At 66.7% G+C, this 22,794-nt stretch carries 19 protein-coding genes; 9 read left to right on the top strand and 10 right to left on the bottom strand.

The features are described from left to right. Nucleotides 1–11: 11 nt before the first annotated feature. Genes ACV095_RS01925 through glnT form a run of 6 tightly spaced genes read right to left on the bottom strand, consistent with a single transcriptional unit; the run spans nt 12 to nt 6,907 of the window. On the bottom strand, nt 12–1,298 hold the full coding sequence (locus tag ACV095_RS01925; RefSeq protein ID WP_478222789.1) for an allantoate amidohydrolase: 1,287 nt from the start codon (nt 1,296–1,298) through the stop codon (nt 12–14). A gap of 10 nt (nt 1,299–1,308) precedes the next feature. Next, nucleotides 1,309–2,469: an FAD-dependent oxidoreductase gene (locus ACV095_RS01920; protein ID WP_478222788.1), complete on the bottom strand. Its 1,161-nt coding sequence runs from the start codon at nt 2,467–2,469 to the stop codon at nt 1,309–1,311. Beyond that, the gene (locus tag ACV095_RS01915) at nt 2,469–3,839 is read right to left on the bottom strand and encodes an FMN-binding glutamate synthase family protein (protein WP_018770056.1); all 1,371 of its coding nucleotides are present in this window, start codon (nt 3,837–3,839) and stop codon (nt 2,469–2,471) included. The genes ACV095_RS01920 and ACV095_RS01915 overlap by 1 nt, the downstream gene beginning before the upstream one ends. A gap of 9 nt (nt 3,840–3,848) precedes the next feature. Continuing rightward, a complete protein-coding gene (locus ACV095_RS01910; RefSeq protein WP_478222787.1) occupies nt 3,849–4,580 on the bottom strand; it encodes a protein glxC in 732 nt (243 codons plus the stop codon). Continuing rightward, the gene (locus tag ACV095_RS01905; protein WP_223992856.1) at nt 4,568–5,476 is read right to left on the bottom strand and encodes a class II glutamine amidotransferase domain-containing protein; all 909 of its coding nucleotides are present in this window, start codon (nt 5,474–5,476) and stop codon (nt 4,568–4,570) included. Before ACV095_RS01905 ends, ACV095_RS01910 begins: the two co-directional genes overlap by 13 nt. Nucleotides 5,477–5,506: 30 nt before the next feature. Further along, on the bottom strand, nt 5,507–6,907 hold the full coding sequence (gene glnT, locus ACV095_RS01900) for a type III glutamate--ammonia ligase (RefSeq protein ID WP_224084142.1): 1,401 nt from the start codon (nt 6,905–6,907) through the stop codon (nt 5,507–5,509). 241 nt (nt 6,908–7,148) lie between these two features. Between glnT and ACV095_RS01895 the strand changes: the two genes are divergently transcribed. The 3 genes from ACV095_RS01895 (at nt 7,149) to ACV095_RS01885 (ending at nt 10,155) form a co-directional block, all read left to right on the top strand. Beyond that, nucleotides 7,149–8,144, top strand: coding sequence for a LacI family DNA-binding transcriptional regulator (locus ACV095_RS01895; protein WP_478222786.1), 996 nt, complete (start codon nt 7,149–7,151; stop codon nt 8,142–8,144). A gap of 95 nt (nt 8,145–8,239) precedes the next feature. Then, nucleotides 8,240–9,409, top strand: a complete 1,170-nt coding sequence (locus tag ACV095_RS01890) for a Gfo/Idh/MocA family protein (protein ID WP_478222785.1) — start codon at nt 8,240–8,242, stop codon at nt 9,407–9,409. Continuing rightward, nucleotides 9,409–10,155 carry a ThuA domain-containing protein gene (locus ACV095_RS01885; RefSeq protein WP_223992865.1) on the top strand — a complete coding sequence of 249 codons (747 nt, stop codon included), beginning with the start codon at nt 9,409–9,411 and terminating at the stop codon, nt 10,153–10,155. Before ACV095_RS01890 ends, ACV095_RS01885 begins: the two co-directional genes overlap by 1 nt. A gap of 13 nt (nt 10,156–10,168) precedes the next feature. Here the strand turns inward: ACV095_RS01885 and ACV095_RS01880 are convergent, their stop codons facing one another. Genes ACV095_RS01880 through ACV095_RS01865 form a run of 4 tightly spaced genes read right to left on the bottom strand, consistent with a single transcriptional unit; the run spans nt 10,169 to nt 15,910 of the window. Continuing rightward, entirely contained in the window at nt 10,169–12,082 is a 1,914-nt protein-coding gene (locus tag ACV095_RS01880) for a DUF2264 domain-containing protein (protein ID WP_056391834.1), read from the bottom strand. Nucleotides 12,083–12,099: 17 nt separating this feature from the next. Continuing rightward, nucleotides 12,100–12,813, bottom strand: coding sequence for a ThuA domain-containing protein (locus ACV095_RS01875; protein WP_478222784.1), 714 nt, complete (start codon nt 12,811–12,813; stop codon nt 12,100–12,102). Then, the gene (locus ACV095_RS01870; RefSeq protein ID WP_056391843.1) at nt 12,810–13,958 is read right to left on the bottom strand and encodes a LacI family DNA-binding transcriptional regulator; all 1,149 of its coding nucleotides are present in this window, start codon (nt 13,956–13,958) and stop codon (nt 12,810–12,812) included. The genes ACV095_RS01875 and ACV095_RS01870 overlap by 4 nt, the downstream gene beginning before the upstream one ends. Next, a complete protein-coding gene (locus ACV095_RS01865; protein ID WP_478222783.1) occupies nt 13,955–15,910 on the bottom strand; it encodes a heparinase II/III family protein in 1,956 nt (651 codons plus the stop codon). Before ACV095_RS01865 ends, ACV095_RS01870 begins: the two co-directional genes overlap by 4 nt. A 160-nt stretch (nt 15,911–16,070) precedes the next feature. On the opposite strand from ACV095_RS01865, the gene ACV095_RS01860 reads away from it, so the two are divergent. From ACV095_RS01860 to ACV095_RS01835, 6 genes are read left to right on the top strand one after another with little or no spacing between them, the layout of a single operon-like run. Next, nucleotides 16,071–17,084, top strand: coding sequence for a hydroxyacid dehydrogenase (locus ACV095_RS01860; RefSeq protein ID WP_134165047.1), 1,014 nt, complete (start codon nt 16,071–16,073; stop codon nt 17,082–17,084). 54 nt (nt 17,085–17,138) lie between these two features. Further along, the gene (locus ACV095_RS01855) at nt 17,139–18,419 is read left to right on the top strand and encodes an ABC transporter substrate-binding protein (RefSeq protein ID WP_056391844.1); all 1,281 of its coding nucleotides are present in this window, start codon (nt 17,139–17,141) and stop codon (nt 18,417–18,419) included. Nucleotides 18,420–18,426: 7 nt separating this feature from the next. Further along, nucleotides 18,427–19,353, top strand: a complete 927-nt coding sequence (locus tag ACV095_RS01850; RefSeq protein ID WP_056391847.1) for a carbohydrate ABC transporter permease — start codon at nt 18,427–18,429, stop codon at nt 19,351–19,353. Further along, on the top strand, nt 19,353–20,279 hold the full coding sequence (locus ACV095_RS01845) for a carbohydrate ABC transporter permease (RefSeq protein ID WP_082581756.1): 927 nt from the start codon (nt 19,353–19,355) through the stop codon (nt 20,277–20,279). The genes ACV095_RS01850 and ACV095_RS01845 overlap by 1 nt, the downstream gene beginning before the upstream one ends. Nucleotides 20,280–20,284: 5 nt before the next feature. Beyond that, nucleotides 20,285–21,004, top strand: coding sequence for a hypothetical protein (locus ACV095_RS01840; RefSeq protein WP_235509809.1), 720 nt, complete (start codon nt 20,285–20,287; stop codon nt 21,002–21,004). Then, nucleotides 21,001–22,752 (top strand): glycoside hydrolase family 35 protein, encoded by a 1,752-nt coding sequence (locus ACV095_RS01835; protein ID WP_056391854.1) that lies wholly within the window; start codon nt 21,001–21,003, stop codon nt 22,750–22,752. The genes ACV095_RS01840 and ACV095_RS01835 overlap by 4 nt, the downstream gene beginning before the upstream one ends. Nucleotides 22,753–22,794 lie beyond the last annotated feature (42 nt).

The raw sequence follows: 22,794 nt of genomic DNA, 5'->3' as shown, positions 1-22,794 counted from the left end.
CGACGGCGGCGCTAGCCGATCGCCCGTGCCTCACCCAGCAGGCCGGAGAGTGAGTCCGCCAGGGCGAGCGCGCCGGCTTCGGCGTCCCAGTCCTCCACCAGTTCGTCCGGTGAATGCGAGACGCCCGTGGGATTCCGGACGAACAGCATGGCGGTGGGCAGGTGCGCGGCCAGCACGCCGGCGTCGTGGCCGGCGCCGGTGTCCAGCACCGGCGCGGAAGGCAGCAGTTCCCGCAGCCGGTCCCGCAGCCCGCCGTCAAAATGCACTGTGGGGCTCAGGGACTCCGTGCCCAGGCTCGCCGTGCAGTTTTCCTCGGCGGCAAGGACCTGGGCGTTGAGCCCGATGGCTTCCACCAGGGCCGCGGTGACCGAGTCCTCCGGGTGCCGGACGTCGATCCACAGGTCCACGCGGGAGGCGATGACGTTGGTGCCGCCGGGAACGGGCTGCAGCCGGCCCACGGTGGCACGGGCGTCACGGTATTTGCGGGCAGTGTCCCGGATGGAAACCATCACCTTGGCCGCGGCGATCATCGGGTCCCGGCGGTCCTTCATCAGCGTGGTGCCGGCGTGGTTCCCCTCCCCCGTGATGCTCAGCTTCCAGCGGCCGTGGCCCAGGATCGACGAGCCGATGGCCACCGGCTGGTTGAGGTCGATCAGCCCCCGCCCCTGCTCGACGTGCAGTTCCACGAACATCCCCAGCTGCTGCAGGGTCTTGTAGTCCGCGCCGATAAGCCGCGGGTCCTGGCCGTTTGCCGCGGCGACATCCGCATACGTGTTGCCGTCCGGGTCTTTGAGGTTGCGCGCCTTGTTGGCCTCCAGTTCCCCGGTGAGGAGCCGTGAGCCCAGGCAGGCCACGCCGAACCGCGACCCCTCCTCTTCCGGGAAGACGGCGATCGCCAGCGGCCGCCGCGGCCGGAAGTTCCGCGCTTTGAGGAGGTCGACGGCGACCAGTGCCGAGGCGACCCCCAGCGGGCCGTCGTACGCCCCGCCGCCGGGGACGGAATCGAGGTGGCTTCCGGTGGCGACGGCGTCTTTCCGCACTCCCGTTGCTGTGTCCCACCAGGCCCAGATAATCCCGTTGGCATCCGTGTGCACGTCCAGCCCGCGCCGGGCCGCCTGCTCAATGAACCAACTGCGGAGGTCCGTCTCGGCGGTGGAGAATACCGGGCGGGAGTAGCCGCCGCGGGAGGCATCCCTGCCGACGGTGGAGATGTCCTGCAGGAGGCCGGTAACAGTGGATGTGCCGGCTGCGGCGGAGGGCAGGGCCTCCGCCGCCGGTGCTGTCTGGGAAATGCTCACGGTGTCCGTTCTAGGTGGTGAATGCTGTGGAAGAGGCGCTCCGGAACCGGTCCGGAACATTCCCGCTGCCGGTGGCCACGTCCGCTGCCCACCGGCCGATCAGGGGTGCGAACTTTGCCCCGTGCCCGGAGCACGGCGAGACGACGGTGAGGTTGTCCACGCGGTCGATGAGGAAGTCCTCGTTTGGAGTGTTGGTGAACAGGCAGGTGGTTTCGGCGTACGGTTCCGGGTCCAGGCCGGGCAGGCAGCGGCGCACGTAGTCCACCACCCGTGCGCGGTTGGCCGGGTCCACCCGGCCCGTCTGGCCTGCCGCGGAAGGAATGAGCCTGCCGCCGTTGTATTCGGCGACTTTCTGGCCCGCGAACCCGGCATCCCGGCCCCCGGGCAGACCGTAGGCCTGGATGTCCGCCGCCTTGTGGATGAACGTCGGCCAGGGGCCCGCACCCGGGGCTGCGCCGCCGTCGTGGTCCCTGTACCGGAAGTGGAACGCCTGCTCCTGCCGGACGGTGATCGCCGGGAGCGCGGCCAGGAAGCCCGCCGGAAGTGACAGGGAGCCCAGCAGCTCCGGCAGCCAGCCGCCCGCGCTGACCACCACGTGGCCCGCGTCGAACGTTTCCCCGATGGAGGAGAAGAGGCGGTAGCCGGTGCCGTCCCGCTCAATGCTCTCCAGGTGCCAGCCCGTCAGTAGCCGCGCCCCCTTCCTGACGGCGAGGGACACCATGGCGTTGACCGCGGTTTCGGCGTCGATCACGCCGGCAGCGGGGTGCCAGAGGACCTCCGTGTCGAAGGCGATCTGCGGCCACCGCTTCCGGGCGTCCGCGGCGGAGAGGAGTTCGTGGTCAATTCCGACGTCGGCGAGCACCTTGGCGAGCAGGTCCGGTTGCCGCCTGGACCCGTGGTCCACCGCCCCGAAAGGTGTGATCAGCTCCGTGCCGGCATCCAGGGCGAGCCTGTCCCACAGGACTTTCGAGTCCAGCACCGCCTGTGTGTAGAACGGGTCCGGGTAGGCGTAGCGGAAGATCCGGGCGGATCCGTGGGAACTGCCGTCGTGCGCGGCGGGGATGTCGCGTTCCAGCAGGGTGACCTGGTGGCCGCGGGATGCCAGTTGCCAGGCGGTGGCGGCGCCGGCCAGGCCGGCACCCACCACCACATAGTCGGAAGCCTCGGTCATCAGAAGCCCCCTTGGCCTGCCCCCGGGATCCAGCTGGTCCCGGCCAGCGGCACCCGGGCCATGGCGGCCGCCTCGATGGTCAGTGCCACCAGGTCCTCCGGTTCCAGGTTGTGCAGGTGCGACTTTCCGCAGGCCCGGGCGATGGTCTGGGCCTCCATGGTCAGGACGCGCAGGTAGTTGGCCAGGCGCTTGCCGGCAACCACCGGGTCGAGCCGGGAGGACAATTCGGGGTCCTGGGTGGTGATGCCGGCGGGGTCGCGGCCGTCCTGGAAGTCGTCGTAGAAGCCGGCGGCGGAACCCAGCGCGGAGTATTCGGCAGCGTAGCGGGGATCGTTGTCGCCCAGCGCGATCAGCGCCGCGGTGCCGATGGCCACGGCGTCGGCACCCAGGGCCATGGCCTTGGCGACGTCGGCCCCCGTCCGGATTCCGCCGGAGACGATGAGCTGGACCTTGCGGTGGACGCCGAGTTCCTGGAGGGCCTGGACGGCCTGCGGGATGGCGGCCAGGGTGGGGATGCCCACGTTCTCGATGAACACCTGCTGCGTGGCGGCGGTTCCGCCCTGCATCCCGTCCACCACCACCACATCCGCGCCGGACTTCACTGCCAGGGCGGTGTCGTAGTACGGCCGGGAGGCGCCGATCTTGACGTAAATGGGGGTTTTCCAGTCGGTGATTTCACGCAGCTCGCCGATCTTGATTTCCAGGTCGTCCGGGCCGGTCCAGTCCGGGTGGCGGCTGGCGGAGCGCTGGTCGATGCCCACCGGCAGGGTGCGCATCCCGGCGACGCGTTCGGTGATTTTCTGGCCCAGGAGCATGCCCCCGCCGCCGGGCTTGGCGCCTTGGCCGAGCACGATCTCGATGGCGTCCGCCTTGCGGAGGTCGTCAGGGTTCATGCCGTACCGGGACGGCAGGTACTGGTACACCAGGTGCCTGGACTGGCCGCGCTCCTCGGGCGTCATGCCGCCGTCGCCCGTGGTTGTGGAGGTTCCCACCTCGGACGCGCCGCGCCCCAGCGCTTCCTTGGCGTTGGCGGAGAGGGCGCCAAAGCTCATGCCGGCGATGGTCACCGGGGTCTGCAGGTGCAGCGGGCGGCTGGCGTACCGGTCGCCGAGGACGACGTCGGTATCGCACTTTTCGCGGTAGCCCTCCAGCGGGTAGCGGGACATGGAGGCGCCGAGGAAGAGCAGGTCGTCGAAGTGCGGGACCTTGCGCTTGGCGCCCCAGCCGCGGATGTCGTACACGCCGGTGGCGGCCGCGCGCTGGATGTCGGCGATGGTGGCGCGGTCGAAGGTGGCGGACTCGCGGAGGCCCAGTTCAGAAATGTCCTGGATAGGTGCTGCGCCCGCGGCAGGAACGGAGGTGATGGTCATGGGGGCCTCCTAGTAGGCAGTCGAGTTGTCGACGTGGAAGTGGTAGAGGTTCCGGGCTGAGCCGTAGCGCTTGAAGTCGGCCGGGTTGTCGGTACGCCCGGCGGCGGCGAGCAGTTCTGCCAGTTCGGCAAGGTGCTCTTCGCGCAGCGGCTTTTCGACGCAGTCCGCGCCGAGGGAGGCCACCGTGCCTTTGACGTAGATCCGTGCCTCGTAGATGGAGTCGCCCAGGGCGTCACCGGCGTCGCCGCAGACCACCAGCCGGCCGGCCTGGGCCATGAAGGCGGACATGTGGCCGATGTTGCCGCCCACCACGATGTCCACGCCTTTCATGGAGATCCCGCAGCGGGCTCCGGCGTTGCCGTCGATGACCACCAGTCCGCCGTGCCCGGTGGCCGCGGCGGACTGGGACGCATCCCCCGTCACATGGACCTTCCCGGACATGATGTTTTCCGCCAGCCCGACGCCGGCATTGCCGTTGATGGCCACGCTCCCCTTTTGGTGCATCCCGGCTGCGTAGTAGCCGGCATGGCCGTCGATGGCCACCGCGATGTCCGCGTCGATGCCAACGGCCAGGCTGTGCTTCCCGCCGGGGTTGGTGACGGTCCAGGACTGGCCGTCTTCGGCGTCGTGGATGGCCTGGTTCAGTTCCCGGACAGAGCTGATGGCCAGGTCAACCACTGCCTGCCCGGCATCGGGGGCGGCCGTCGGGGCGAAAGTTTCGGGGGCCGTCAGAGTGACCATGTGTAGACCTTTCCGGGTTCCGGTTCAAAGATGCGGGCGTTGTCGATGCCGGGCAGCCCGGCCAGGGCACGGTATTCGGAGGCCATGGCCACGTAGTCGTCCGTTTCGGCGATGATGGCCGGCTTGCAGGCGATGGGGTCGCGGACCACGGCCATGCTGTCCGCCGTGGTGACCACCAGCGTGTAGAAGCCGTCCAGGACCTTACCCAGGTTCACCAGGGCTTCCTCGAGGGTGTCGCCCTGCTGCAGGCGGGAGGCTACGTATCGGGCGCCCACCTCGGTGTCATTCTCGGAATCGAACACCACGCCTTCGCGCTTGAGTTCCCGGCGGACGGTGGCGTGGTTGGAGAAGGAGCCGTTGTGCACCAGGCAGAGGTCGTCGGCCACGGAAAAGGGGTGCGAGCCCCCGGCGGTGACGGCTGACTCGGTGGCCATCCGGGTGTGGGACAGGCCCTGGCTGCCGGCCATCGCCTCAAGTCCGTGCTCGGCGGCGATCTCCATGGGATGGCCCACGCTCTTCATCACGGCCACGTGTTCGCCACGGCCAATGATGGTGGCGGCGGGCAGGGTTTCGCCGACGGCCTTCACCAGGAGGTCCGTCCCGACGCCGGCACTCACCAGGGTGGTGTCACCCACCACGCGGACGGCTGCTGCCGCGTCCAGCGGGAGGAGGCCGGCCACGCCGGCGGTGATGGCCGCCGGCGTCATTCCCTGGTCCTTGCCCAGGAGGCTGAGGGTGGAGGTTCCGGGGGAAACCAGGCCCGGGGTGTTGTAGACGGCCAGGCCGGCCGAGTCCGGTCCGCGGTCCACGATCTGGCAGAGCATGGAGGACAGCAGGGCGCCCATTTGGGGGTGCAGCGAGGGATTGCGCAGCTGCAGCGCGGCGATTCCGCACATGGAAAGTCCTTTTCTTGGATGTGTGGGTTGCTAAATCGAGGTCAGGTACATGCGGATTTCCCAGTCGCTGACCTGGTTGTGCCAGCTGAGGAATTCCTCTTCCTTGGCGTCCGCGTAGTAGCCGCCGACGGCAGGATCCCCGCTGAGGCTGGCCAGGATCACGGGGTCCTTCCGCAGTGCTTCCACGGCGTGGAGCAGCGTGGCCGGAAGGAGATGCGCGTCGGGTTTGGACTCTCCCGGCCCGGACGGCGGGCCCGGATCCAGGGACTTCTCCACGCCGTCCAGCCCGGCGGCAAGGGCGGTGGCGATGGCCAGGTACGGGTTGGCGGAGCCGTCGCCGGAGCGGAGTTCGATCCGTTTGTTGTCCGGCACCCGGATCATGTGGGTGCGGTCGTTCCCGCCGAAGGATGCCTTCCGCGGCGACCAGGTGGCACCCGAGGAGCTGGTGGTGGCGCCGGTCCGCTTGTAGGAGTTCACGGTGGGGGCGAGGAAGGCCTGCAGCGCAGGAGCATGTTCCAGGATCCCGGCGATGAACGAACAAGCCAGGCCGGAAAGCCCGAGGCCGCGGCCGCCGTCGTCCGTTCCCTCACTGGGGAACAGCGGATCGGAACCTGCCCACAGCGAAAAGTGGAAGTGCAGGCCGGTGCCGGTGCGGTCGGTGAACGGCTTGGGCATGAAGGTGGCGGTCATGCCGCGCTGCCCGGCCAGGATATTCAGGATGTAGCGGAGGGACACCACGCGGTCCGCCGTGGTCAGCGCGTCCGTGAAGTTGAAGTTCTGCTCGAACTGGCCGGCGGCGTCCTCGTGATCGTTCGCATAGTTGCCCCAGCCCAGGGAGTTCATCGCCTCCGAAATGGAGGTGAGGTGGTCGTACATCCGGGTGACGCCGCGGGCGTCGTAGCAGGGGCGGGGCGAATCGTCCCTGTCGTCGGCGGTACTCAGCGTCCCGTCGTCGTTTTTCTTCACCAGGAAGTACTCCACCTCGGCGCCCACCTTGGCCTGCATGCCTTTCTCCGCCAGGCCGGCCAACGTGTTCTTCAGGATGACGCGCGGGGCGTAGGGCCAGGGCTTCCCGCCCACATGCGGGTCGCAGTGGATGATGGCCAGGCCTTCCTTGATGAAGGGGACCGGGGTGAAGGACGCCAGATCGGGAACAGCGATCAGGTCCGGGTCCTGCGGCTTCTGCCCCATCAGGCCCGCGGCATAGCCCGCGAACCCCATGGCGCCGTCCTCGAGTTCAGCCGCGGCCTCCACCGGGACCAGCTTGGCGCAGGGCTTCCCGGTCATGTCCACGAACGTGGCCAGCAGGAAGCGGACGTTGTGGGCACGCGCAATATCGGCCAGGGAGATGGTTGGTTCTTCGGCCGGCGCGGGCGCCTTCAGCCCGCCTTCTGGCATTGGGGTCACAGCAGGGGTTGCGACACTCGTCATCGAAACATTCCTGTCAGGGTTGGCGTTAGCTATCAGTAAACCTTGTTGCACCAGATTAGCCAAGGAGTGATTTCGTGCGTCGGACAGGAAGGTTAAATGCATGTTTCAGCCGACGGGAAGGGATGGGCATGATGGGGCCGCAGCAGCCGGCCCGCCGCACCCGCAACGGCGGCTAAGCTGAAAATCGCAACCACCGGGTGGAGGGCGGCTTCGGCCAGTGGCCGCGGAAGGACGAATCGGAATGGCTCGAGCAACTGTGCAGGACGTCGCCAAAACGGCGGGAGTGTCCGTCGGCACGGTATCGCGCGTGCTGAATGGAAGCCCGGCCGTGAGCGCGTCAAGCAGGGAAAAGGTGGCCGGTGCCATCCGGCAGCTCAACTACCGCCCGCTCGCCTCCGCACGCGACCTGCGCCGCGACCGCACCATGCGCATCCTGGCGCTCTCGAAAAACCTCGAGTCCCCCGTCATCAGCGAAGCGTTCCGTGGCTTCGGTGACGCCGCGGCCTTGTCCGGCTATGTCAGCCTGATCGCCCCGACGTCCGGCGACCTCGAGCGGGAACAGCAGCTCGTGGATATGCTGCGCAACGGGTCCGTGGACGGATTGATCCTGTTTTCCCCCACCATGCCGGACGGCGACGTTGAAGCGCTGGCTGAGCAGCTGAGCGTTGTCCAGGTCTGCGAGATCGTCGATTCCGAGGCAGCGTTCGGTGTATCCATTGACGACCGGCAGGCCGCTTACGACATTACGCGGCACCTCATCGGGACAGGCGCCCGGCGGCTTGCCATCATCGGCAACCGGGCTGCCCGCTCCGGCAGGCTGCGCGAACAGGGGTTCCGGGAGGCCCTGTCCGAGGCGGGCCTGGCCGCGGAACAGGGCCTGTTCGCCAACGGTGACTTCGATTTCCACGCCGGCCGCCGCCTCACCAGGGAACTGCTGGCCATGGACCGCCTGCCCGATGCCGTGTTCTGCGGCAGCGACACGGTGGCGGCGGGCTGCGTCCGGGAAATCATCGACGCCGGCCTGCGGGTGCCGGACGATGTGGCGGTTGCCGGCTTCGACGATTCCATCCAGGCGGAGATGTGCGTCCCGGAGCTCACCACCATCCGGCAACCGGCGTACGACCTGGGCCGCGTGGCCTTCGAAGCACTCCTCGAACGAATGACCGGCCCGGCCCACCGCCGCGGCCGGACGTTCCTCCCGCACGAGCTCGTCATCCGGGATTCCACACAGAACTGACAGGGGTTGACGCCCCGGGGCAGTATCTGAAAGGATTTTGGAATCGATTCCAAAACCTCTTCGATCCACCCCCAAACCATTTTGGAATCGATTCCATGACCCTCACCCCAACGCCGCCCGGAAAAGGAAAGAACCTCGTGAACAACCAGCAAACCCCCGTCCAGCAGCCGCCAGCGCCAGGAGGAAACCCGGAACTGCGCGTGGGCGTGGTGGGCATTGGCTGGGCCGGCCAGCAGCACCTCAAGGCCTATTCCGAGCTGGACGGTGTCCGCATCGTGTCGCTGGCCGGGATGGAGCAGGAGCTCCGTGACTCCCTGCAGGCCGAGTACGCCATCCCCAACGGTTTCGCCGGATGGGAAGAGATGCTGGACCACGGCGGCCTGGACGCCATCAGTGTGGCAGTGCCCACCTTCCTCCACGCACCCATCGCCATCGCCGCCCTGGAGCGGGGAATCCACGTGCTGAGCGAAAAGCCCATCGCGCGCAACGCCGTCGAGGGCCAGGCCATGGTGGACGCCTCCCGCAAGGCAGGCCGTGTCCTGGACGTCGCCTTCAACCACCGCCGGCGCGGCGACATCCAGGCGTTGAAGGAGGTAATCGACGACGGCGGGCTGGGCCGGCCCTACTACGCCAAGGCTTCCTGGCTGCGCCGCTCCGGCATCCCGACGCTGGGAAGCTGGTTCACCAACCCCGAACTTGCCGGCGGCGGACCGCTGGCGGACATCGGGGTGCACGCGCTGGATTACGCCCTCCACCTCCTGGGCGAACCGAAGGTGCTGGCTGTCTCCGCCGCCACCCACTCGGAGCTTGGCCCGCAGGGCAGGGGCGGCGGCAGCCGGTATACGGCCCAGGCCACCAGCCACGCGTTCGAGGTGGAAGACTTCGCGTCAGCGTTCCTCCGGCTTGAGGGCGGCGGCACACTGCTGATCGAGGCGGGCTGGGCCACCTACCGGGAACAGGACGACCTGCTCGATTTCACGGTTTACGGCACCGACGGCGGCGCGGAGCTCAAGGTACACGGCGCACCCTTCCCGCCGGTCGGCCAGCTCCGGGTGTTTACCGACAAGGACGGCGAATCCGCAGACTACGTGCCAACTGTGCTCCCGGGCCGCGCGCATGACGCAGTAGTGGAAGACTTCGTTACGGCAGTGCGCGGCGGCGACGCCGTTTGGGCCGGGCATGACGGCTCCCTCGCGCTCTACCGTGCACAGATCATCGACGCGTGCTACCAGTCCGCACTTGAGCAGAGGGAGGTTCGTCTCTAATGAACGGCAAACTGAGGATCCGGGTGTGGAACGAGGGCGTCCACGAGGCCATCAACGAGCCGTCGCACATCGGGGAGATCTATCCTGACGGCATCCACGGTGCCATTGCGGCAGGACTTCGTTCCTACTTCCCGGACGCTGACATCACGACGGCGGTCCTGGCTACCGACGACCAGCACGGCCTTGACGAGGAGGTGCTTGCGGAGACGGACGTCCTGCTCTGGTGGGGCCATATGGCCCACGCCGAGGTGGGCGACGCCGTCGTCGAACGCGTCCACCGGCACGTGCTTGGCGGCATGGGACTGATTGTGCTCCATTCGGGGCACTTCGCGAAGATCTTCACCAAACTCCTGGGCACCAGCTGCTCCCTCGCCTGGCGCAACGACGGCGGGCGCGAACTGGTCTGGACCGTCAAGCCGTCCCATCCCATCGCCGAAGGCGTGGACAGTCCCATCGTCATCCCCGAACAGGAGATGTACGGCGAGCTGTTCGATATCCCGGAGCCGGACGACCTCATCTTCATCAGCTCCTTCGCGGGCGGCGAGGTGTTCCGTTCCGGCGTCACCTTCACCCGGGGCAAGGGCCGCATCTTCTACTTCAGCCCCGGCGACCAGGAGTACCCGGTGTACCACCACCCGCAGATCCAGCGGGTCCTGGCCAACGGCGTGAAGTGGGCCGCCCAGCCGGAGCTGGCCCGTTCAGCCCCGGCGGTGACCAACCCTGCCCGGGAGTGGTTCCAGGAGTAGTAGGCGCAAACGGCTACAGCCCGAGCCGGGCCCAGACGTCGATGGGATCCACTGTGCTGCCGTCGACGAAGGCAAAACGGCCGTCCGGCAGGACGTGCGAGCCGTCCAGTTCCACATGCAGGCCTTGCCCGCCCAGTCCGACGACGGCGGCATAGTCGCCGTCTGCAACCCCACCCGACGTGCCGATCCAGGGGATGGTCAGGTGTGATCCCATAGGGTACGGCGCCTGCCGTCCCCAGGTTCCGCCGTCGTCGAGCTTCCCTCCCCAGGGGACGGGCCTGACCTCGGAGGCAAGCGCGGAGCCTGCCTCGATGGGCCACCCGCCGATCCTCATCCTGGCGGCAAGGCTGGACCCGCCACGGACGCGGACCAGCCGCAGCTCTACGGCACCGCGCGTCAGGGACACCACTGTGGCCTCGGGGCCTGGAGTTGCGGTCCCGGCGGCGCCGCTGCCGTGGTCGGGACCGCAGTCGGGATCAATGGCGATCCAGCTGGTGGCGGTCCGGGAGGCTCCCACCTGAATACCGTCCAGCGTGAAGTGCCCCAAGAATTCGAATCCCGTGCGGTGCGTCAGCCGGCCGCCGGCATCTTCGAAGACCACCGCGTTATCGAGCGACTCCGGCTCCAAGTCCGGAAAGGTGGCCGTGGAATAGCCCAAGCGGGCATACAGCGGCGAATCGGCCACCTGGACGCCGGGGTTGGCGTGGTCGGTCCCATGGTTGAGGACCCGGACGATGCCGTCTGCCACAGTCCCGTCCACCTGCCAGCCCGGCGCAACAATGAAGCGCTGCGTGTCTCCAACCTCCACCGGCAACGGCTCCTCCACCGCGGTCCAAACGGGATGGTCTGCCGGCAGGGCCAGGCCCATCATCCCCTTGGCCGCCCAGTAGGGCGAGCCGGCCCCGGAGTAGGCCTGCTTCATGCCGGGAAACTCGCCGTGGAACCCGATAGTCAGCAAACCGTCGCGGTTCACTGCCCCGCGTTCCAGGAAATAGCCCAGGATCCCGGACGCGGCCCGCCGCGAGAGGCCAGGGCTGAGCCGGGTATGGCCCAAGAGCTGCCCTGACCAGAAGGGCGCAGCCGCCGCAAACCGGTAGATCAGGCTCCGGCCCTGGACCAGCGGGGCGCCGTCAGCCCCCACCAGATGCACGGCGTCATCAAGGAAATCGGCAAGCCGTTCCCCGTCAACAGCAGTTCTGGCCTGGACACGCGGGTCCTCCGGTACCATCAGCTGCAGCAGCTGCGGATAGACCTGGAATGCCCAGCCCACATAGTGGTCGTAAGCCCGCTCCGGGCCGTCGGCGAACCAGCCATGGCCCCGGTACAGCGAGTCGTGGATGGCCAGGCCGGCGTCGATGTCGGCGTTGGAGAACTGGCCTCCCACGCTGGCCAGGAACATCTCCACGACGATCTGGAACCACACCCAGTTGATGGGCGGGTACTGGCCGCCGATCACGGTCTCGAACCAGGCAATGAGCTGCTCCTGGACCCGCTGCGGCAGCTTGTCCCACAGCAGCTCCCGGGTAAGCGACAGGCCCACCGCGAGCGAGGCGGCTTCCACCTTCGCCTGGCCCAGCTCCCCCGGCGTGGGCCAGCGGTCAGGGTTGGCCGGGTCGGTTCCGGCGTCAAGCCCCTGCGCGTACCAATCCACAAGCCATCCGGTGTCCTCCGGGCTGCCGGCGATCCGGAAAGACGCCAGCAGGAATGTCCTGGCGAAGGCCTCCAGGGAGTCGCTGCGAGGGCCATAGTTGCTGGTGGCGCCGGGCAGGTACAAGTTGGCGTGATCACCGGTGGCGTAACGGTGAGCGGACCGCAGCAGGTGGTCGGCGCAGGCGCACCAGTGCTCACGGGTCAAGCCGGTGAACGGGGAGAGTTCGCGGTCCAGTGGCGGAAGGACCAGGGCAGCAGGGAGTGCAGAGGTGGTCATGGATTCCTTGGGTTGTCTCAGTTGCCACCGAGCCAGGCGATGGCCCGCAGCAGGATGGCACGGTGTTCAGGGGACGAATACGAGGCGGCGTCGTGGCCCAGGGCGTCATAGAAGGTCCGGCCCCGCCTGCCGCCCGTGCCGGTCCCCCGGTGCAGGGACCACATCAGCGGATGGTCGCGTCCGTCGTGCCTGTGGGTGGCGTGAACGGTGATGTCCGGGCAGGTGCTGAGATAGCTGTAGCGCTCATCCGGCAGCACGAAATCCGGGATGCCGGCAACCACCGGCCCGGAGTCATGAAGGAGACGGACGGCAGCCGGCCCATAATCCGGGTGCATGGACGTGCCCCTGACCCAGCGGCCGCCCAGCCCGTCCTCCCAGGCAGGCAGGTCAACAAAGCTGGTGGAGCTTGAATGGGTCACCAGCATTGGCCGGGCCGAGCCCAGCCACCGCACTAGCCCTGCCGAGGCATCCGGCGTTCCCGGCGACGGGCGGCCGTCACGGGGCAGGCCGACGTTCACGGCCAGTACCGAAGGAAGGCCAGCGGCGTCCGCATGTGCAAGGTCGGCCAGCGCTTCGTCAACATCGCCGGAAATGACGACGTCGAAGCCCGTGTCCCGCAACAGGCCTGCCAACGCATGCGAGGTGTCAGCGAACGGGTGCCACGGATCCGCATACCGTCCCTCGCCGGTGAGGAGCAGGGCGGTGGGCGCACCGCCCAGCGGGGCGGTCACCGGGAATCCTCGAGTACGCCCATGGCAGGCAGCCGCGGAGCGCCTATTGAGGAATCCCGCAGGATCAGTTCGGGGTTGAGTTCCACACGGTGCACCGGGCGCATGCGCCCCTCGGCAAGCCGAGCTGCCATGAGCTGCACAGCCACCTTGCCCACGTAGTGCTTGGGCGGACGGACGGCAGAGATGGCCGGCTCTGCCAGGTAGGCTACCTCGTCGTCGTAGCCCACTACCGCGATGTCGCCCGGAACTGCCAGCCCCCGGTCCACGCAATGTTGCACGAACGCCACCGCCTGGGTGTCTGAATGCACCAGCATGGCCGTGGTGCCGGTTTTGCGGCAGAGCTCCAGGACATGATCGAAGTGGGCGCTGCGCCCGCCGTCCCCCTGCTTGACCGAATCCTCGTGGACGGTTTCCTGGAGTGGGATTTTCAGCGCCGCCAGGGCCTGCTGCCAACCGCGGACCACGTGCGGGCTGGTGGGGCTGGACGAGTCGGTCAGGCAGCCGATCCGCCGGTGCCCTTCCTGCCACAAGTGGCGCACGGCCATGCCGGCACCGAACGCGTGGTCCGTTGCCGCCCATTCCAGGCGGTGGGCGGGGACTTCTGCGGGTGCGCGCCGTTCGGCCAGCACCACGGGAATGGGAAGCGCGTTCAGCCACCGCAGCAGTTCCTGGCCGCGTTCCCCTCCCATGTCAGGTGCCACGATCAGCCCGTCAATGTTCTGGGTGTCCAGCAGGGCCTGTACCTGGCGGCGGTTGTCCGCGGCGTCATATGTGGAACCCCGGACCATGATCCGCAGGTTCTGCTCTTCCGCTTCGGCACGGGCGCCGCTGATGACCTGCGGCCAGTAGTAATCCAGGGACGGCACCACCATGCCGATTGAGTAGCTGTGGGTTACTGCGCGCCCGGCGGCGGTCCGGTCCAGCGGGCTGGGAAGCGTGGCCCCGCCGTGCACGCGGGACACCAGGCCCTCATCTGCCAGTAGATTAACGTCGCGGCGGATGGTGAGTTCACTGACGCCCAGCTTGCCGGCGATGTCCCGGACGGTGATGGCGCCGTGGGCGCGCAGCTCCTCCATGAGCCGCTCCCTGCGCTGAAGCGAGAAGAGGGATTTTCCTGCGGGCTCGGCGGGTTGGTCAGGACTCATGATGCTGCCTCCACGGTGAGGGTGAATGCGCCGTCGGCACCGGTTGTTGCGGGCATGCGGAAGCGAAGCCGGGTCAGGGACTGTCCCCAGATGTCCGCCAGCAGCGGATCATCCAGGTGCCATTCATCCACCAGCACGACGGCGGTGGCCGGCTCCCAGCGCAGCACGGCTCCGCGGCCCGATGGTTTTCCCGGGATTGCGGCGGTGGGGATTCCGGCGGGATGCACAGTGGCCGCCCCGTCCGGTCCACGGCGCAGGGTACCGGCCGTGAGGTAGGTGATGTCGACGTCGGGCGTCCCCGGTGCCGCGGACTCCGGAAGCTCCCAGCGGTCCCCGATGGTGACGCGGCCGGTGTTTCTGTCGAGATCGAAAGTTCGAACCCACTGCCCGGGATCGAGGCCATAGGCTGCGCCGAGGGCAAGTTCCAGGCGGGGCTGGTGGACCGTGGGCTGCCGAAGGACCTGGGCGGTGAATTCGCTGCCCGTGCCCTGCTCAAGCCCCCATGGCGCCGGGACGCTATGCCATGCGCTCTGCATGGCGCGGATGCCGTAGCGCTCCGGGCCGAAGGTTTTCGCCGTGTAGGTGGGCTGGCCGGCGTCCACCAGGAGGGGAACACCATCCACCGCCACCACCACAGAACCCACATCCTGGTGGTTATGGTGCTCGCCATTGTGGCCGCCCTTCGCTCCCAGGAGCAGCCCCTCCGTAGACCCGGCCTTCTGGCGGGCCACCATGATCTGGACGGACGGGAGATAGCTGAAGGAAACCAGTGGCGGGATCCCTGCGGGCCTCGGTGAGGTGGCGAGGAGCGAGTGCAGGACGCGGCCCAGCCCGGCAGCGGCATCCGGCTCCCGGGCGAGCATCGACGCGGCATGGTTCGCTGCATCCTGGTCCCCCAGCCGGTCCGCCCAGCCGTGCAGCATGTCCCAGGGGAGGGCGTCCGCCGCCCGCGCCGGCCCGTCTGCCACGTTCAGGAACCAGGAACCTCCGATGTGCATGCGGTGCGGGAAGGCCACCAGTTCACGGACGACTGGCAGTCCGGCGTCGACGGCTCCTCCGGTGGCCTCCTCCAGCAGCTTGAGCCCCTCCAGCGCCCGCCCCGCGCCGTTCCACCAGTAGGCGAATCCTTCATCGATGGCGCCGTCAACCGGGATTGAGGCCAGGAAGCGGTCCAGGCCCTCGATGCACCGTTCCATGATCCGTGCCTGGAGGTGGGGATCCTCCACCAGGAACAGTGCGGCGGCGCCCAGGTTCGAGTGGATCCACGGGTTCCAGTTGTGGACGTCCCCGTCCAGGCCCAGCCAGTGCCAGTCCAGCCGTTCAAGGAACGGCTGGAAGACGCGTGCAGCCGCCTCATCGCGCAGGCGCCGCCGCAGGCCAGGGGCTCGCGCGTCGAGTTCACTGCCCAGCACGTGGTCCAGCCAGCCCAGCTGGGCAGCCACCTCGCCGGCGCCCAGGTCCAGGAAGGGCCGGGCCAGGTCCGGGACAACTTCTCCAGAGCGGCTGTAGACATCATCGTGGGCCGCCCAGCTCCAGGAACTCTGTTCGCACAGGAGATAGGCACCGTCGATAGATTCGTCGAGCCAGAGGTCGGTGGCCTCACGGTCCGCTGACGTCAGGGCCATGACCACCGCGCGGGTGAGCCTTTGCTGCCGTGCACGCACCAGGCTTTCGTACGCGGTACGGTTCCCGTCGCGGAAGAAGCGCGCGTAATGGGACACCAGGGGCTGCGGCCACGGAGTTCCCCGTTCCGTGCCGGCCTGCTCCCTGATCATGCGTAGGGCGTCAGCCGGAACTGCACTCCATGCGGACGCCTCAGCGGGCGGGACGGACAGTCGCTTAGTTGCGCCCTGAAGTGACGTGACCAACTCCGCAGCGGTGGCGGCCTGGCACCATGCGGAGATGAGCGGTGCCGGACGCTCCGCGTCGGAATGGCCTGTGGTGGTTGTCATGCAGAAACCGGTTCTCTTGTTCGAATACGATCGTTTTAGGACGACCATGACCATGTTGAATGTTCTGTCTTGTTCATGAGTATCTACTGATTGTTAGATGTGATGCAAGACATGGAACGCGGATTCCCGCATTTCACTTCACGGAGGAAAGGAGGCCCGAGTGGCGCGGAAACCCAAGGCCCTGCTGGTCATGAACCAGAAAACATTTGCTGACCAGTTCGATTCCACACGGCTTGACCGTTTGGCGCGCCTGGTAGATCTCGGCCCGGAACCCTGGACCGCGTCCCTTGACCGGCCTGCGCTTGCCGGGCGCCTGGCCGATGTTGAAATCCTGCTGACGAGCTGGGGCGTGCCGCGGCTCGACGGTGCCGCCCTCGCACGCATGCCAAAGCTTCGTGCAATATTCCATTGCGCAGGCACCGTGCGCAGCTTTGTCACTCCGGAACTGTGGGAGCGGGGCATCCTGGTGACCAACGGGGCAGACGCCAATGCCATCCCGGTAGCGGAGTTCACCTTTGCGTCCATCGTGCTGGCTGGAAAGAAGGCACACGTGCTGGCCAATGATGCCCGGGTCTTCCGGGACGACTGGAACTACACCACGAAACGGGGTGAGCTGGGCAACATTGGACGGGTCATTGGCGTCATCGGGTTCTCCCGCATTGGACGCCGGGTAGTGCACCTGGTCCAGCAACTGCAGGATGTCCGTTGCCTAGTCAGCGATCCCTACGCGGATCCCGCCGCCGTGGCCGCGGAGGGAGGGCAGCTGGTGTCCCTCCCGGAGTTGATGGCCGCATCGGACGTGGTGACGGTGCATGCACCTGCCCTACCCGAGACCAAACACATGATCGGCGCGGCCGAACTACGGGCCATGAAGGACAACGCAACGCTGATCAACACGGCCAGGGGCTCACTCGTGGACACGAAGGCCCTCGAAGCCGAGTGCGCTACCGGGCGCATCCAGGCCCTGCTGGACGTGACTGAGCCCGAACCGCTGTCGGCGGATTCGGTGCTGTACGACCTCCCGAATGTCCAGATCACCCCCCACATTGCAGGGTCGCTGGGCACCGAAACCCGCCGCATGTCCGACGCCGCCCTGAACGACCTCGAACGGTACCTCACCGGACAACAGCTGGCCGCGCAAGTGGTGTCCGCGGACCTTTCACTCAGCGCCTGACAACGTAACCGCCGCAGCCCGCGGCCCATTTGAAAACCTAGTAAGGAGACCGCAATGAAGCGCACAACCCTCGCCGCCATCGCCCTGGCAGTGACTGCCGGCCTTGGACTCACCGGCTGCGCCGGGGCAGCCGGCCCGGCCGAACCCCAAGGCCAGGACGGAAAGACCCGCCTTACCGTGTCCGTGTGGAACTACGAAGGCACCCCCGAATTCAAGGCACTGTTCGACAGCTACGAGGCCGCCAACCCCAAGGTGGACATTGAACCCGTGGACATCCTGGCGGACGACTACCCCCAGAAGGTCACCACCATGCTGGCCGGCGGCGACACCACGGACGTCCTGACCATGAAGAACGTCATTGATTACGCGCGCTACGCCAACAACGGCCAGCTGCAGGAAATAAACACTGTGGTGGACAAGGTGGGCAAGGACAACCTGGCCGGCATTGATGCGTTCGATATCAACGGCAAGTACTTCGCCGCGCCGTACCGGCAGGACTTCTGGCTGCTGTACTACAACAAGGACCTGCTCAAGGCCGCCGGCGTGGAGAACCCGGCGGACCTGACCTGGGACGAGTACACCGCGCTTGCCAAGAAACTCACCACCGAAGCGGGCGGCAAGAAGGTGTACGGCACCTACCACCACATTTGGCGTTCCGTGGTGCAGGCCATCGCCGCCGCACAGAACAACGCCGACCAGAACAGCGGCGACTACAGCTTCTTCAAGGACCAGTACAACACCGCACTGGACCTCCAGAAGAGCGGCGCCACACTGGATTTCGGGACGGCCAAGAGCCAGAAGACCAGCTACCGCACCATGTTTGAAAGTGGGCAGGCTGCCATGATGCCCATGGGCACCTGGTACATCGCAGGAGTTTTGCAGGCTAAGAAGGACGGAAAGACGAACGTAAACTGGGGCCTGGCTCCCATGCCCCAGAAGAGCGAGGGCGGGAAGGTTACCACGTTCGGCTCCCCCACGGCTTTCGCCGTAAACAAGAACGCTGCGCACTCGGACGAGGCAAGGAAGTTCATTGAATGGGCAGCCGGTGAGGAGGGCGCCAAGGCGATCTCCAGGATCGGCGTTGTTCCGGCCCTGCAGAACGATGCCGTCAAGGACGCCTACTTCAAGCTCGAGGGGATGCCCACGGACGACCTGTCCAAGAAGGCCTTCACCCCGGACCAGATTGCCCTGGAAATGCCGGTCAGCGACAAGTCCGCTGCGACAGACAAGGTCCTGAACCAGGAGCACGACCTCATCATGGTGGGTGAACGCCCGGTGGACGACGCTATTGCCGAGATGGGCAAGCGCGTCAAGAGCGAAGTCCTCGGTCAGTAACAGCAGCATGACTACTGAAACCATTCCTTCGAAGGTTGCCCCGGCCGCCGGCCGGGGCAACCGGAAGCAGGCCAGGCGCAACACCCTGATCGGCTGGACGTTCATCCTGCCAAACTTCCTGGGGTTCCTGGCCTTCACGCTCATTCCGGTGCTGGCAGCATTCGCCCTCTCCTTCATGGAGTGGACCTCCTTCACCGCCCCCAAATGGGTGGGGTTGGCCAACTTCCAGCGGATGTTCGCCAGCGATTCCTTCTGGGTGGCACTGCGGAACACCGTGGTCTACGCCATCGGGCACGTTCCGCTCACCATGGCCCTGGCCCTTCTGCTGGCCATGCTGCTGAACCGCAAACTCAAGGGCATTGGCTTCTTCCGGGTGGCCATCTTCTTCCCCTACATCACCTCCCTGGTGGCGGTGGCAGTGGTCTGGAACATGCTGTTCAGCCCGGACAACGGCCCCATCAACCAGTTCCTGCACGCCATTGGCATCGCCAATGCGCCGGGCTGGACCTCCAGCTCCGACTGGGCACTGCCCGCAGTCATCATCACCAGCGTCTGGCGGGATATGGGCTATTACATGGTCCTGTACCTGGCCGGGCTGCAGGCCATCCCTACCGAACTGTATGAAGCGGCAGAGGTGGACGGCGCCAGTGCGTGGCAGCGCTTCTGGAACGTCACCATCCCGTCCCTGCGGCCCACCACCTTCTTCGTGGTGGTCATGCTGACAGTCTCCAGCTTCAAGGTCTTCGACCTGATCGTGGTCATGACCAACGGCGGACCGGGACGCTCCACCACCGTGCTGTCCCAGCTCATCTACCAGGAAGGCATCGGTGAAGGAAAGTTCGGCTACTCGTCCGCCATCTCCCTGGTGCTGTTCCTCATCGTCCTGACGGTCACCGTCCTGCAGTTCAAGATCCAACAGCGGAGGGAACGCTGATGACCAACATGGCCGAAGACCTCAAGACCGAAGCTCCCCTCGCCGGCCTGGCACCTGCCACGGAAGACCGCCGTCGGATTGACCGCAGACGCTCGACCCGGGAGCGGGAAAAGCGCACCAGTGACCTGGTCATCTATTCCGTCCTCGCCGTCCTGGTGGTGGCACTCATGGTGCCGTTTATCTGGATGGTCTCCTCGTCGCTGAAGGAGAACAACCAGGTCCTCACGGTTCCCATCCAGTGGATTCCCAGCGAATTCGTGTGGAGCAACTACACGGACATCTGGACCCGCATTCCCATGATGGGCTACTTGCAGAATTCGCTGTACCTGGCCGTGATCATCACGTGCCTGCAGGTGCTGACGGGTTCCCTGGCCGCCTACGGGTTCTCGAAGGTCCGCTTCCCAGGCAGGGATGTCCTGTTCCTGGCCTACATCGGCACCATCGCTGTGCCGTGGCAGGCCTACATGGTGCCGCAGTACATCATGATGCAGAACCTGGGGCTCACCAACAGCTTTAACGCCCTGATCCTGCTGCAGGCGTTCGGCGCGTTCGGCGTGTTCCTGATGCGCCAGTACTACATGACCATCCCGGATGAACTGTGCGAGGCCGCCCGGATTGACGGCCTGAGCGAGTACGGCATCTGGGCGCGGGTGATCCTGCCGCTGTCCAAGCCGGCGCTCGCCAGCCTGGCACTGCTGACGTTCGTGAACACCTGGAATGACTACATGGGGCCGTTCATCTACCTCACGTCCAACCGGCTCTGGACGGTCCAGCTGGGACTGCGTTCATTCGTAGGACAGTTCGACGCGGAGTACGCAATGATCATGACCGGCTCGGTCATCTCGGTGATCCCCATCCTGGCGATCTTCCTGGTTGGCCAGCGGTACTTCATCCAAGGCATCGCAACGAGCGGCATGAAGGGTTGAGTGCAGTGCGGGAGCAAGCAGCACCGCGGCGCGGACTGGCCGGGCGGATTCCGAGTCCCGGGTTTGACACCTTTGGGAGCATCTTCGGGTTCGTTTATACGTTCCTGGCCGGGAACGTGCTGATGGCTGCGGCCAACGCCCCGCTGGTGCTGTGCCTGGCCCTGGTAGCGGACCCTGTTGCCGCATGGCCGTTCTTCCTGGCACTTTCGGCCACCGTCCCGCCGTCTCTCTCCGGCCTGTTCGCCGCCTTCAAGGCATTGAACGACGACGGTATTGCGGTCAAGCCGGTCGCCTCCTTCCTGCGGGGCTACCGGCACGGCTTCCGGCGCTCGGCCCTGCTGGGCCTGGCCGCCGTGGCGGCACTGCTGTTCCTTGGCGTGGACCTGGCCATCGTCCAGTCCATGCCGGCCGCGGCGCTGCTGGTGCCGGTGATCGCGGTGGCCGCAGCCCTAACGGTGGCCGTTGCCGTGATGGCGGTTGCCGGCGTCGCACTCTTCCCGGCCGCCGGCCTCAAGGGCCTGGTCAAGGCCGCTTTATACGTGTCCGTGCAGCGCTGGTACCTGAGCCTGGCCATGCTGGTGCTTCTGGGAATCATCGCTGCCGCCGCCCTGCTCCAGCCGGTCCTCGGCGTGGCGCTGGCCCCGGCGCCGCTGCTGTTCGTGGTGTGGAGCAACTCCGATTATGCCTTCTCCGCTGCACTCCGCACTCCCCAGGATACCCATTGACCTCTTTTGCCATCGGCGAGCGCGACTTCCTCCTGGACGGCGAGCCGTTTCGAATCCTTTCCGGCGCCATCCACTACTTCCGGGTGCACCCGGGTTCATGGGCAGACCGGATCCGCAAGGCACGGCTGATGGGGCTCAACACCATCGAAACGTATGTGGCCTGGAATGAACACGCCCCCAGCCCAGGCGTTTTCCGGACTGATGGCAGCCTGGACCTTGGCCGCTTCCTGGACCTCGTGGCGGCCGAGGGCATGCGTGCCATCGTCCGGCCCGGCCCGTATATCTGTGCAGAATGGGACAACGGCGGGCTGCCGGCGTGGCTGTTCACGGATCCCACCATCGGCGTGCGCAGCAGTGAGCCCGGCTACCTGGCCGCCGTGGATGCCTTCATGGACCAGCTGCTGCCCATCGTGGTTGAACGGCAGGTCACCACGGGCGGTCCCGTCATCCTGCTCCAGATAGAAAACGAGTACGGAGCCTACGGCGCGGACAAGGAATACCTCCAGCACCTCGTGGACGTTGCCAAGCGGGCGGGCGTGGAGGTGCCGTTGTTCACCTGTGACCAGCCTTTCGGCACCATGATCGAGGACGGTTCGCTCCCCGGGCTGCACAAGACCGGCACCTTTGGCTCGAGGGCGGATGAACGGCTGGCCTTCCTGCGGGAGCGGCAGCCCACGGGGCCGTTGATGTGCGCCGAGTTCTGGAACGGCTGGTTCGACAACTGGGGAACCCACCACCACACCACCGATGCTGCCGCCGCTGCAGCGGAACTGGACGCCCTGCTGTCCGCCGGGGCATCGGTAAACATCTACATGTTCCACGGCGGCACCAATTTCGGTTTCACCAACGGCGCCAATGACAAGGGCATCTACGAGCCCACCATTACGTCCTACGACTACGACGCCCCCCTGGCCGAAGACGGCTTCCCTACGGAAAAGTACTTCGCGTTCCGCAGTGTCATCGCCAAGCACTTCCCGGTTCCGGCCGAAGTACCAGGCCGCCGGCCTGTTGCCGCCCAGGCCGGGGTGGAATTGACGGAAAGCGTACCGCTGCTGGATGTCTCATGGCTGGGCAGTCCGGCCCAGGTGGTGGCCGGAGCGGTTCCAGCCGCCGAAGCCACCGGCCAATACCGCGGATTCTTCCTTTACGAAAAGGTCCTTGCCCGCAGCGGTGTACTCTCCTTCACCGACGTACGTGACCGGGCGCAGTTCTTCCTGGACGGCTTTCCGCTGGGAACGCTGAGCCGCGAACTCGGCGAGCGCTCCATCGTCATCCCCCGGGAAGGGCTGTTGCAGGTGCTTGTAGAGGACCAGGGCAGGGTCAACTACGGGCCCAGGATCGGCGAAGCGAAGGGCCTGATCGCACCGGCGCTACTGGATGGCGCAGAGGTTCTGGACTGGGCCCTCCGGCCGGTGGACCTTGCCCCGCTGGGTGACTTCCGGCAGGAAGCCGGGGAACTCCAAGGTTCCGGCGGCGTTGCGGGCCCATCCGTGTCCTTCGGGTCGTTTGCTGCCGACGGTCCCGGCGACCGATACCTCCGGCTCGACGGCTGGACCAAGGGCAACGCCTTTATCAACGGGGTCAACCTGGGACGCTACTGGAGCCGCGGCCCGCAGCGCACCCTCTACATACCCGGGCCGCTCGTCCGGCAGGGGCTCAATGAGCTGGCCATCCTGGAACTGCACGGCAGCTCCACACGGCTGGTGGGGTTCGCCGGCGCCCCGGACCTGGGCCCTGGCGAAAAGTAGGTTGATCTGCGAGAAGCGTCATTGACATCGGGTCCGTCCGGG

The organism is Arthrobacter sp. JDC6, from assembly GCF_056484025.1.
This window is presented reverse-complemented; position numbering and strand designations above follow the sequence as displayed.

Coding starts and splice junctions, on each gene's coding strand:
- ACV095_RS01920 (WP_478222788.1), bottom strand. CDS start 2,469: ATGACCGAGGCTTCCGACTATGTGGTGGTGGGTGCCGGCCTGGCCGGC.
- ACV095_RS01915 (WP_018770056.1), bottom strand. CDS start 3,839: ATGACCATCACCTCCGTTCCTGCCGCGGGCGCAGCACCTATCCAGGAC.
- ACV095_RS01910 (WP_478222787.1), bottom strand. CDS start 4,580: ATGGTCACTCTGACGGCCCCCGAAACTTTCGCCCCGACGGCCGCCCCC.
- ACV095_RS01905 (WP_223992856.1), bottom strand. CDS start 5,476: ATGTGCGGAATCGCCGCGCTGCAGCTGCGCAATCCCTCGCTGCACCCC.
- glnT (WP_224084142.1), bottom strand. CDS start 6,907: ATGACGAGTGTCGCAACCCCTGCTGTGACCCCAATGCCAGAAGGCGGG.
- ACV095_RS01895 (WP_478222786.1), top strand. CDS start 7,149: ATGGCTCGAGCAACTGTGCAGGACGTCGCCAAAACGGCGGGAGTGTCC.
- ACV095_RS01890 (WP_478222785.1), top strand. CDS start 8,240: ATGACCCTCACCCCAACGCCGCCCGGAAAAGGAAAGAACCTCGTGAAC.
- ACV095_RS01885 (WP_223992865.1), top strand. CDS start 9,409: ATGAACGGCAAACTGAGGATCCGGGTGTGGAACGAGGGCGTCCACGAG.
- ACV095_RS01880 (WP_056391834.1), bottom strand. CDS start 12,082: ATGACCACCTCTGCACTCCCTGCTGCCCTGGTCCTTCCGCCACTGGAC.
- ACV095_RS01870 (WP_056391843.1), bottom strand. CDS start 13,958: ATGAGTCCTGACCAACCCGCCGAGCCCGCAGGAAAATCCCTCTTCTCG.
- ACV095_RS01865 (WP_478222783.1), bottom strand. CDS start 15,910: ATGACAACCACCACAGGCCATTCCGACGCGGAGCGTCCGGCACCGCTC.
- ACV095_RS01855 (WP_056391844.1), top strand. CDS start 17,139: ATGAAGCGCACAACCCTCGCCGCCATCGCCCTGGCAGTGACTGCCGGC.
- ACV095_RS01850 (WP_056391847.1), top strand. CDS start 18,427: ATGACTACTGAAACCATTCCTTCGAAGGTTGCCCCGGCCGCCGGCCGG.
- ACV095_RS01845 (WP_082581756.1), top strand. CDS start 19,353: ATGACCAACATGGCCGAAGACCTCAAGACCGAAGCTCCCCTCGCCGGC.